Source organism: Citrobacter freundii complex sp. 2024EL-00216, from assembly GCF_043945515.1.
GTDB lineage: Bacteria > Pseudomonadota > Gammaproteobacteria > Enterobacterales > Enterobacteriaceae > Citrobacter > Citrobacter portucalensis.
Window position 1 is genome coordinate 113151 of the sequence record NZ_JBIMRA010000012.1, and the last position, 11621, is coordinate 124771.

The following is an 11621-nucleotide window of genomic DNA, read 5'->3' on the forward strand; positions in this document are numbered from 1 at the left end:
CTCAAAATCGATATGTTTATTATAAGCGTTCAGTTACCAAATGAGCCTCTATTATGTACTTCAGATCGTATATAACATGGGTAGTCTTTGTTAAAAATAGGATTTCATCCGTCGTCATTTTTTTAAATTCATCATGAGCAACAGCAAATAAAATAGCATCATATTTTTTATCAGGGATATTAGTAACAATATCCACCCCATATTCTTGCTCTGCTTCATCTGGTGAAACCCAAGGATCATAAATATCTGCATTGATATTATAATCTTTTAGAGAGTTTATAATATCTATTACTTTTGTATTTCTCAAGTCAGGGCAATTCTCCTTGAATGCCATCCCCATAATCAATACATCAGCACAATCAATTTTAATTCTCTTTTTTATCATCATTTTTACTAACTGTGATGCTACATATTCACCCATAGCATCATTAATTCGTCTTCCTGATAATATAACTTCAGGATTATATCCGATAGACTGAGCCTTATGTGTTAGATAATATGGATCTACTCCAATGCAATGCCCACCTACAAGCCCTGGTCTGAATGGCAAAAAGTTCCATTTAGTACCAGCAGCTTTTAGTACCTCTTCCGTATCAATATTTAACTTATTAAATATAATGGCCAACTCATTAATCAGTGCAATATTTAAATCCCTTTGAGTATTCTCAATTACTTTAGCCGCCTCTGCTACTTTTATTGAGCTTGCTTTATAAGTTCCAGCTTTGATTATAGTTGCATAAATAGAATCTACAAATTTGGCAATTTCAGCAGTTGAACCAGATGTAACTTTTCTTATCGTGGTAACACGATGTTCTTTATCACCAGGATTAATTCTTTCCGGACTATATCCAACAAAAAAATCCTTATTAAAAACCATTCCTGATTGCGCTTCTAATACAGGAACACAATCTTCTTCAGTTGCTCCAGGATATACTGTTGACTCATATATAACAACATCGCCTTTATTCAATATCGAACCTATTGTTTTTGAGGCATTGATTAATGGTGATAGATCAGGTCGTTTGAATTTATCTATAGGAGTTGGCACAGTCACAATATAAACATTGCATTTTTTAATATCTTCAATGTTATTTGTGAATTGTAATTGTTTAGCCAACTGAAGTTCATCACTTGAACATTCCAATGTTGTATCAATATTATTTCTTAGCTCTTCAACTCTTGTTTTCTTTATGTCAAAGCCTATTGTTTCAAAATTCTTCCCGAATTCTACTGCAAGCGGCAAGCCGACATAACCTAAACCGACTATACCAATATTTATATTTTCTAGTTTCATTTTTTATCTCTCTAATTATAAACTCTAATATCAGACATTGGATGCTTCAACAAATAAACCATGATTCATATCTTTTTCGGAAAGAAGTATATCCCCGGCAATCGGCCAGTTTATATTTATATTCTTATCATTCCAAATTATCCCTCGTTCTGATAGGGAATGATAGTAATTAGTCGTTTTATAAACGAACTCAGCTGTTTCACTCAAAACATAAAACCCGTGGGCAAATCCTTCAGGTATCCATAATTGCTTTTTATTTTCAGCTGAAAGAGTTATGCCAACCCACTTACCATATGTTTCAGAATCTCTACGGATATCCACAGCGACATCAAAGACTTCTCCTACGATACAGCGAACTAATTTTCCTTGGGAAAAAGGTGGTAGTTGATAATGCAGTCCCCGTAGCACGCCTTTCTCAGATTTAGAATGGTTATCCTGCACAAATTCGATCTTACGTCCAACAACCTCTTCAAATATCTTCTGGTTAAAGCTCTCCATGAAAAAACCACGTTCATCACCAAATACTTTAGGTTCGAAAATCAGCAAATCAGGAATATCAGTCTTGATAACATTCATATTAATAGCCCTTAATCATCTTAATCAAATACTGTCCATAAGCATTTTTTGACAATGGAATAGATAATTTTTTAACCTGCTCCGCGTCAATAAACCCCTTACGATATGCTATCTCTTCTGGACAGGAAACTTTTAAACCCTGACGTTCTTCAATTGTCGCAATAAAGTTGCTTGCTTCAATTAGGCTTTGATGTGTACCTGTATCAAGCCACGCATAACCACGTCCCATCATTGCAACAGATAACCGCTCCTGCTCCATGTAAATTCGGTTAATGTCTGTGATTTCCAACTCGCCACGTGCTGAAGGGTTTAAGTTCTTTGCCATTTCAACAACATCGTTGTCATAGAAATACAGCCCTGTCACCGCATAATTACTTTTTGGTTCAAGTGGTTTTTCTTCCAGGCTAATAGCAGTTCCATTCTTATCGAATTCAACAACTCCGTAGCGTTCAGGGTCATTGACATGGTATGCAAATACGGTTGCGCCGCTTTCTTGATTAACAGCTGTATCCATTAATTTAGGCAGGTCATGACCGTAAAAAATATTATCACCAAGCACTAAAGCACAATCATCATTACCGATAAACTCTTCACCAATAATAAATGCCTGAGCAAGGCCATCCGGTGTCGGTTGAACTTTATATTGTAGATTTAGTCCCCACTGGCTACCGTCACCCAGTAACTGTTCAAATCGAGGGGTATCCTGTGGAGTACTAATTATCAGAATGTCACGAATCCCAGCTAACATCAGCGTGGACAGCGGATAATAGATCATTGGTTTATCATAGATCGGCAGCAGTTGCTTGCTTACAGCCATAGTGACAGGATAAAGACGTGTTCCTGAGCCGCCAGCTAAAATAATCCCTTTACGCGTTTTCATTTCATCATCTCTTTGTGTACAAAATGCCCGTCAAAGGGCATTAAAATAAATTCAGATCGCCGTTGTCGTGAACAACTCATTCAGCATACGTTTTACACCAACGTCCCAGTGCGGTAATACCAGATCAAAGTTATTCTGGAATTTATCAGTATTCAGGCGAGAATTTGTTGGGCGGCGTGCAGGTGTAGGATACGCACTGGTTGGCACCGCATTTAAATGGGTTAATGCCAATTCATTTCCTGCTTTACGGGCTTCGTCGAACACTAGGGCAGCATAGTCATGCCAGGTCGTGGTTCCACCCGCAACCAGGTGATAGAGTCCAGCCACGTCGGGTTTGTTCATCGCAACACGGATAGCATGTGCCGTACAGTCCGCAAGAAGTTCAGCCCCGGTTGGCGCACCAAACTGGTCGTTAATCACCGAAAGCTCTGCTCGCTCTTTTGCCAGTTTCAGCATCGTTTTCGCAAAATTATTGCCTTTACCTGCATACACCCAGCTGGTTCTGAAAATCAAATGGTTGGCGCAGTGCGTCTGAAGCGCCTTTTCTCCCGCCAGTTTGGTTTCACCGTAGACATTAAGCGGCGCTGTAGCGTCCGTTTCGCGCCATGGTGTTTCGCCGGTGCCAGGAAAAACATAGTCCGTGGAGTAATGCACCACCCACGCCCCGATTTCTGCGGCAGCCCTGGCAATCGCCTCCACGCTGGTCGCATTAAGCAACCGGGCAAATTCAACTTCGGACTCAGCCTTATCTACAGCCGTATGGGCAGCCGCGTTGACGATAACGTCAGGCCGGATACGGCGTACGGTGTCTGCCACACCTTGTGGATTACTAAAGTCACCACAATAGTCAGTCGAATGTACATCTAACGCAATCAGATTACCTAATGGCGCCAGCGCACGCTGGAGTTCCCAGCCTACCTGACCTGTTTTGCCAAACAGCAGGATATTCATTAGCTACGGTCCCCATAATTCTGTTCGATCCAGGTTTTATAGGCACCGCTTTTTACGTTATCCACCCATGTTGTATTGGCCAGGTACCACTCAACAGTTTTACGGATCCCACTTTCAAAGGTTTCCTGCGGCTTCCAGCCCAGTTCACGGCTGATTTTCTCAGCATCAATCGCGTAGCGACGGTCATGCCCAGGGCGATCCGCGACATATGTGATTTGCTCGCGGTAAGAGCCCTCTTTAGGCACAATCTCATCCAGCAAATTGCAGATAGTATGGACAACGTCCAGGTTTTTCTTCTCGTTATGGCCACCGATATTGTATGTTTCACCTACAATCCCCTGGGTCACTACGGTGTACAACGCTCGGGCGTGATCTTCGACATAAAGCCAGTCGCGAATCTGGTCGCCTTTGCCATAAATTGGCAATGCTTTACCTTCCAGCGCATTCAGAATCACCAGCGGGATTAGTTTTTCAGGGAAGTGATATGGCCCGTAGTTATTGGAACAGTTGGTGACAATCGTTGGGAAACCATAGGTACGTAACCACGCGCGAACCAGGTGATCGCTGGATGCCTTTGAAGCAGAATACGGGCTACTCGGCGCATAAGCCGTCTTTTCGGTGAACAGAGGCAACACGCTACCGACGGCCACTTCGTCCGGATGTGGCAAATCGCCGTATACTTCATCCGTGGATATATGATGGAAACGAAACACCTGTTTTTTATCTGCATCCAGCTCGTTCCAGTAGCCACGAGCAGCTTCCAGCAGTACATAGGTACCGACGATATTCGTTTCGATAAAAGCTGCTGGCCCTGTAATAGAGCGATCAACATGACTTTCAGCTGCCAGATGCATCACCACATCCGGTTGATGAGTGGCAAAAATACGTTCCATTGCCGGTTTATCACAGATATCCGCATGTTCGAAATAGTAGCGATGACTTTCGCTGACTTCGGCAAGGGACTCAAGATTACCGGCATAGGTCAGTTTATCGACATTAACAACGGTATCCTGAGTATTTTTAATAATATGACGAACTACTGCTGATCCAATGAAACCCGCCCCACCAGTAACTAGTATTTTCACGTTTTAATTCCGAATATCGTTTATATAACTACTATTAAAATGCTGGTATACAATGCATTCATCTAGATATTACACACGCTACCGCCCCAGGCTTAAAAGCTACCAGTGCACTAGCAAAATGCCAAAGATGTAACCAGCCCCGCCAGCTATCGCAAATATATCTAAAACTCAAACGCTAATTGTCTTACCAAATGCTACCAGAAACAAGAAAAAATCTGACAAAGCCATGATTAAACTTGGTAGGTTAACTTGTTGTTATTGGTCATTTTTCATAAAAAAACGACAGTAACATTCCATTGCTAAAGCATAGAAGCTTGGATGTTAGCTGCCGCTATTTTTCTGGCTTACCGTCACAAAGACCTGTAAATCTCTATTCGCTCAGTAGCTTCTCGATGCTCTTACGGAACTTCGGACCTTCTTTCAGATTACGCAGCCCATACTTAACGAATGCCTGCATGTAGCCCATCTTTTTACCACAGTCGTAGCTGTCGCCCGTCATCAGCATGGCATCAACAGACTGTTTTTTAGCCAGCTCTGCAATGGCATCTGTTAACTGAATACGTCCCCAGGCACCTGGTTCAGTTTTTTCCAGTTCTGCCCAGATATCAGCAGAAAGCACATAGCGTCCTACGGCCATCAGATCGGAATCCAGTGTTTGCGGCTGATCCGGTTTTTCGATGAACTCAACGATACGGCTGACTTTACCTTCGTTGTCCAAAGCCTCTTTGGTTTGAATAACAGAGTATTCAGACAGATCCCCCTCCATGCGTTTTGCCAGCACCTGACTGCGCCCGGTTTCGTTAAAACGAGCAACCATGGCAGCCAGGTTGTAGCGCAGGGGATCTGCAGTCGCATTATCCAGAACAACGTCAGGTAATACCACGACAAACGGATTATCCCCAACAATTGGGCGAGCACAAAGAATGGAATGGCCCAGACCCAGCAGCTGTGCCTGGCGAACGTTCATAATAGTCACGCCGGGAGGACAAATAGACTGCACCTCGGCTAATAGTTGGCGCTTAACACGCTGCTCAAGGAGTGATTCGAGTTCGTAAGAGGTGTCGAAGTGGTTCTCAACGGCGTTCTTAGACGCATGAGTCACCAGAACGATTTCTTTGATACCGGCAGCTACAATTTCGTCGACAATGTATTGAATCATCGGCTTGTCTACGATCGGCAGCATCTCTTTAGGGATTGCCTTCGTGGCAGGCAACATGTGCATCCCCAGACCTGCTACCGGAATAACTGCTTTCAAATTAATCATTAAGTCATTCACCTATTCAATTGTTGCTGAATTATAGCTTTTTAGCTTGTTTTAGCCAGTATGAATTACATTACTCCGATGCCGCGTATGTTACGCCGCTTATCTGTAGAATGCAGTAATCTTAAGCTCAAGTATGTACAACTTGAGCCAGGAATGGTCGCAAAGTTACCAGCCCTCCCCCGGCAGTCGAAAATTCACCGCTTCGACATTCACCACCTGATGGTTTACCCGGTCAATGTCAACTGAACTTTGCCCGCTTTCGTTTACCGCATGGACATTCGCCAGTGATAACAAGGTGCCCTGCTTAGCCATAAACTTGCCGCGTACGTCCTTGCGCAGATCGAAGTGCATCTTGAGCGCGGGTCCTGCTGCGGATTGCTGCATCACCTTGATGTTACGTAAAAAAAGGTGCTGCGGTTTGTTGTGCAATTCAAGTGTGGCTCGCTTCATCTCCACGTTGGTGATGGCCACGAACGACGTTGCATTACCTGATGAGATCTGAATGCCGCGTAATTTATATTCAAGTTTCGTGTTATCCAGATGGATATTATTTAACTTAAAGTTCTGCGGAATGGATAAATATCGTCCTTTAATAACACCGTAGCCAATGAGTATGCCTGCGCTATTTTCCATATTGATATTATCAATCACGAAATTATCACAGCCATAAATAGCGACCGTAGCATTATCAATACCCGCTTTCTTACTATAATCTGGAGTGATGTTTCGCGCAGTAATATTACGAATAATAAAGTGTTTGCCGTTCTCCACATGCACTAGCTGTCGACAGTCGCTACCGGTGATATTCGCCACCACAAAGTTTTTTACCGCCAGTTCATCGGGATAGGAATTGTCATAGGTACTGCCCGCCAGTCCGATGCCGATGCCCCAATTCACGTTGCCATTGGTACAGTTAATACGTTCAATGACATGGTCAGAAATGAGGATGTTGCTGTCGTTGATCGCCACATTCCACTCAATGGCATCTCCCTGTAGATCGCTAAAACGGCAGTTTGTAATCTTTACGCCATCCATCCGGTTATGAAAGCCCTGACGCAGGATCCCATAGTTAGCGCGCGTGACGGTAATATCATCGATAACCAGATTGCGCATCAGCCTCGGTGTTTTGCCGCCGATATAGACTTGTGTCACTGGCCCGAAACCACTCATGGCAATCCCTTTTATCACGCAGTCCGAACCGCGCACATCGAGGGTAACATTCCTCAGGCTCCCGCCTTGCTCACCCACTACCTTACATCCATCCTGCAGAACAAAGCGACCACGGCCATTGCCGCTGATTCTGCCTTGCAGGTGTAGCGTTTTGCCTGGAGGAATAACGATAGCGGTATTGAGATCCTTACATTCAAGTCCATTTGGTACGACTACCGTTTGTCCTTCTTTGAACGCCTGCCGGAAAGAAGCAACCCAATCCTTTGGCTTGTAATCCTGAATGTTAACACTGTCCGATGATTCAAGCGCCCGGACAACGGGAGAATGCAGTACGACAAGCGCAGAGCCTGCCGTCAGAAAAGTACGGCGTGAGAGTTTGTTCTCTGACATACAACCTCGATTTACATCGTTTGCAGCAGACTGGCTAACTGTTTATTGATCGCTAACTGATTAAATTCAGTTTCAATTTTTTCGCGCGCACACTGCACAATCGGCTGTACCTGCTCACTGTCGAGTAGGCTAAATGCCGCTAATCTCTCTGCCAGTGCCTGCGCATCGTTTTCCGGTGCCAGCCAGCCGGACTTGCCCGACTCGACCAGCTCCGGGATCCCACTGTGAACGGTAGAAATCACCGGAATACCCACCGCCATCGCCTCCATCAGCGCCACCGGGATCCCCTCCATATCGCCGTCTCTTCCGGTAATCGACGGCAGCAAAAATACATCCGCCTGCTCAAGCATCTCCTTCACCTGATGGCTGGGCTTAAAGCCGGGCATCTCAATCACGTCATCGAGTTGATATTGCTCGATCAGTGTGCGTAAACGACGCTCCCAAGGACCGATACCCAGGATGCGATAACGAAATGAGACGCCCTGCTCTTTTAACTGTCGGCAGGCTTCGATGGCGACGTGCAGTCCTTTTTTCTCGGTTAACCGGGCGACAGAGATAATTTCCAGCGGTGCAGCTGGTGCTTTCAGTTGGCGAGGGGTAAAACGCGTCATGTCGATACCCATACGCGAAACCGCGATTTTATGCGGCGGGCATCCCATGTTTTTTAAACGTCCGGCCCAGAGATTGCTGATGGGTAACATCAAATCTCCACGTTGAAACAGCTGCTGATACTCAGGGGTATAGCGGGTAAGCACATCCCGATGCGAAACATCGACGCCGTGAAATACCGTAGCGATTTTTCCGCGGATCATCCCAAGTTCACGCAGCTTGGCGGCCGTTACGCCTGCTGGCCCAAAATGAGCAATAAAGACATCCGCTTCAAACGCCCGCGGATTCCCACCGCAAATGGCCGCCAAAATCAGATTGCGCGCTTCCTCGCCATAGCGTGCAACATTAAGCGCTTTCCAGGTCGCTGCGCGGGTGAGACCGTGCAGAGCCGCCGCCGCCCTATATTTCAGCTTCGCCAGTTTGCTTTCCGGTTCATTCAGCAACCAGCGCGTTTTTTCACCCAGCCGATAGGTATTAAATGAGGCATGCGTATTTTCAAGATCGCCCTTCTGCAAAGCGACAATCTCCACGTCGTAGCCCATATCGATAAATGCGGTTATCTGATTGAGTACAAAGGTCTCAGAAGAGAGCGGAAATTTAAGCAGGAAAAAACCAATCTTCATTTTTCCCCCTCAATACGCGTTAAAACCGACTGCACCATGCGTACCCCGCGTTCGCGTTCGCGTGTCACAGCGTCCCCAAGTCGTATGTTCAGATCAGGTAACTGTCCGAGGGTATCGGCGACCTTTCCTTCCAGACTGCCATCGAGCAGATGACGAATATCGACAGCCATCTCCGGCAACCCCAACTGTTGCATGATCCCTGCCGATTTATGCTCGTAGTTAATGGCGATGGCTGGCGTCATAAAATTCATCGAGATGATGGCCGAGTGCAAGCGAGTGCCCACCGTCAGATCGCATGCCCCCAAAATCTTCCCCATCTCCAGATCGTTAAGTTCATCCATCACCACGTGATATCGGGCCGGGTCGTTAACATACTGGCGAAGATTTAACGCCACCATGCGGTCATCTTTGTTGTAACTATCAATACCGGTGCATGTTGACAGTGCAATCACCTGGTAACCTTCATCGAGTATGCGGTTCACTACCCCGGCAAAAGCTTGCTCATAGGCCTGCTGCGTTGTCCCCAGACGCTTATCAAAAGGCGCCAGCTCGCGCAATGTAATGGCAACGGTCTTCTGTTTAGCCGCCATGTCTAACCAGTGCTGTACCGCATAACCCGGCTCAAAATCCTCATGATGATTGTCGACCAGCCAGGCCGTATCTACGCCTGTTTCGACTTTATCCGTGGTAATTGCGCTGCGCTTCATCAGATCCAGACTGACAGATTCACGTAAAATCAATGCATTACAGTGGCCAAACACGTAGTTCGCCAGTTGATTAAACTGCTCATCCTGGAATGGCCCCACGCTATGACCAATCATGTACAGCGGTTTTTTCGCCATAAACGAACACAACGCATGTTCAAACTGCGGCACACCATACAGATCGACAAAGAACGATCCGCCGACCTGGATGATGGCGTCATAGCGCGACAACAAACGAACAAAATCGGTAAAGCCCTGGGCGATAGCGATATTGCGCAGATTTCCGGAGTCGGTAACACGCGAGAGCAGTACCTGGTGCTGATAGCGACGACGCAGCACTTTCTTCACGCGCCCCATAACACCCACTGCATTGTTGTGTTGTCTCATCTGCAAATACAGCGGATCGCCCATCACCGGGCGGTTCAGCAACCATGAGGAGCTCACCGGGTAACGGCTCATAACATCCACTTCAGTCTCGGGACGCAACGCGTTAATGGCATCCAGCAAACCGCGCAGGATCGCGCTATCCCCTCGGTTCCCGCAGGTATGGTTGCCCAAAATTAATAGTTTCATTATGACCTCTTAAAGCGTGGTTCTTATCCTGCACGGAGCAAGGTTTTCATTTTTTCACTGCGACAGAGCTGGCGTTTTATTTCCACCACCAGCGGATGACGCGACAGCACTATCATTAGCGCAAACGCCAACGCCCCTGCGGCTATCTGGCTCCCCAACAACACCCCCAACGACAGCTGGCCATGCAGCATTACGCCCAGCGCATAGCTCACTACAAGGGTTGGCAAGGAGAGATACAACGGCAGCCAAAGACTGAGCATGTACTGGCGGTAGCTGGAGCCAAGAACAGGTTTAATCATCACGAAATAGCTGAGGACTGTGTTAATCACCTGGACCAGCAAAAAGCCCAGCGTCACGCCAATCGCCCCGGCCAGATGCCCACCGATGAAAATGGCTGGAATAAACAGAAAGGTTTTGAACACATTGAATTTAAAGCTGATATCGACCCGCGCTTTCGCCATCAGCAGTGAACCGATTGGATTCCCCACCGAGCGCAGCAGCCCAACAATGCACAGCAGTTGCAGGATGGGGATAATGCCGTTCCACTTCTCGCCGAATACCAGCGGCACCACGTTATTCGACACCACCATCAGTCCCAGCAGCGTCGGGAAGTTGATAATCCCGACCACCGACAGCAGCTTGTAAAAATTCACCCGTAGCTTTTCACTGTCGTCCTGGATTTTGGCAAACGCCGGAAACAGCACGCGGGTGATAATCGGGTTCAGTTTGATCGGGGGGACAACCGCCACATTCCAGGCAAGATTGAATCCACCCGCCACGCCAGCTCCCAACGTGCGGGCCAAAACCAGCGTGGAAAGGTTGGTATTGATGTAATTGATGATACTGTCTGCCGTCAGCCACGCACCAAAACGCAGATTCGACGAAACGGATGCCAGCGAAAAATGCAGCCCCGGACGGTAAATCCGGCGACCAAAATAGCCGAACAGCAGCGTACGTAGCGTACTGTTTACCAGATACCCGAGAATGGCCGTCAGTGCGAGCGGCCAGAAATGGGCGCTGACTACGGTAAAGGTAAAACCGGCCAGTACCGAACTGGTTTCAATCATGCCAATTTTGTTGAAGGCCAGCTCTTTTTGCATCAGCGCGCGAAACTGCTGCCCGTGTGGTATCACCACAAACGCCAGTGATAACGTTTTGATGAGCGGTGCCAGTTCTGGGTTATTAAGTACGCTGGCAATCGTCTCGCTCAGCAGAAACATCGCTACGCATACCACGATACCCAACCCCACGTTGAGCCAGTACAGCGTGGTCAGCTCAAGATAGCCAATCTCTTTGCGCTGAATAATTGAGTTGGCGATACCAAAGTCAGACAACGTATCGGCCAGCGCGATGATCACCAGCGCCACGGTTAACAACCCGAACTGGTGGTTATCAATAATCCGTGCCAGTACGGTCATCTGGATAAGACCCAGACCAATGATGATCACAGTGGCAATCGCCGACCACTTTGCGCCGTTCAGCGTTTTTTCTCGTAAACTCAT

The 11621-nt window shown here is 46.7% G+C and carries 10 protein-coding genes; all 10 read right to left on the reverse strand.

Annotation, left to right across the window (positions count from 1 at the left end):
• Nucleotides 1–19: 19 nt before the first annotated feature.
• A complete protein-coding gene (tviB, locus tag ACHHZ7_RS16770; RefSeq protein WP_060683586.1) occupies nucleotides 20–1294 on the reverse strand; it encodes a Vi polysaccharide biosynthesis UDP-N-acetylglucosamine C-6 dehydrogenase TviB in 1275 nt (424 codons plus the stop codon).
• Between the two features lie 30 nt (nucleotides 1295–1324).
• Entirely contained in the window at nucleotides 1325–1870 is a 546-nt protein-coding gene (gene rfbC / locus ACHHZ7_RS16775; RefSeq protein ID WP_060683585.1) for a dTDP-4-dehydrorhamnose 3,5-epimerase, read from the reverse strand.
• Between the two features lies 1 nt (nucleotide 1871).
• Nucleotides 1872–2750, reverse strand: a complete 879-nt coding sequence (gene rfbA, locus ACHHZ7_RS16780) for a glucose-1-phosphate thymidylyltransferase RfbA (RefSeq protein ID WP_060683584.1) — start codon at nucleotides 2748–2750, stop codon at nucleotides 1872–1874.
• 51 nt (nucleotides 2751–2801) lie between these two features.
• Nucleotides 2802–3701: a dTDP-4-dehydrorhamnose reductase gene (gene rfbD, locus ACHHZ7_RS16785; RefSeq protein WP_060683583.1), complete on the reverse strand. Its 900-nt coding sequence runs from the start codon at nucleotides 3699–3701 to the stop codon at nucleotides 2802–2804.
• A complete protein-coding gene (gene rfbB, locus ACHHZ7_RS16790) occupies nucleotides 3701–4786 on the reverse strand; it encodes a dTDP-glucose 4,6-dehydratase (protein WP_060683582.1) in 1086 nt (361 codons plus the stop codon). The genes rfbD and rfbB overlap by 1 nt, the downstream gene beginning before the upstream one ends.
• 370 nt (nucleotides 4787–5156) lie before the next feature.
• Nucleotides 5157–6050 (reverse strand): GalU regulator GalF, encoded by an 894-nt coding sequence (gene galF, locus ACHHZ7_RS16795; protein WP_060683581.1) that lies wholly within the window; start codon nucleotides 6048–6050, stop codon nucleotides 5157–5159.
• Nucleotides 6051–6215: 165 nt separating this feature from the next.
• A complete protein-coding gene (gene wcaM, locus ACHHZ7_RS16800) occupies nucleotides 6216–7610 on the reverse strand; it encodes a colanic acid biosynthesis protein WcaM (protein ID WP_060683580.1) in 1395 nt (464 codons plus the stop codon).
• An 11-nt stretch (nucleotides 7611–7621) separates the two neighbouring features.
• The gene (wcaL, locus tag ACHHZ7_RS16805; RefSeq protein ID WP_060683579.1) at nucleotides 7622–8842 is read right to left on the reverse strand and encodes a colanic acid biosynthesis glycosyltransferase WcaL; all 1221 of its coding nucleotides are present in this window, start codon (nucleotides 8840–8842) and stop codon (nucleotides 7622–7624) included.
• Nucleotides 8839–10119 (reverse strand): colanic acid biosynthesis pyruvyl transferase WcaK, encoded by a 1281-nt coding sequence (wcaK, locus tag ACHHZ7_RS16810; protein ID WP_060683578.1) that lies wholly within the window; start codon nucleotides 10117–10119, stop codon nucleotides 8839–8841. Before wcaK ends, wcaL begins: the two co-directional genes overlap by 4 nt.
• A gap of 23 nt (nucleotides 10120–10142) precedes the next feature.
• Complete coding sequence (gene wzxC / locus ACHHZ7_RS16815) at nucleotides 10143–11621, reverse strand: colanic acid undecaprenyl disphosphate flippase WzxC (RefSeq protein WP_060683577.1); 1479 nt, start codon at nucleotides 11619–11621, stop codon at nucleotides 10143–10145.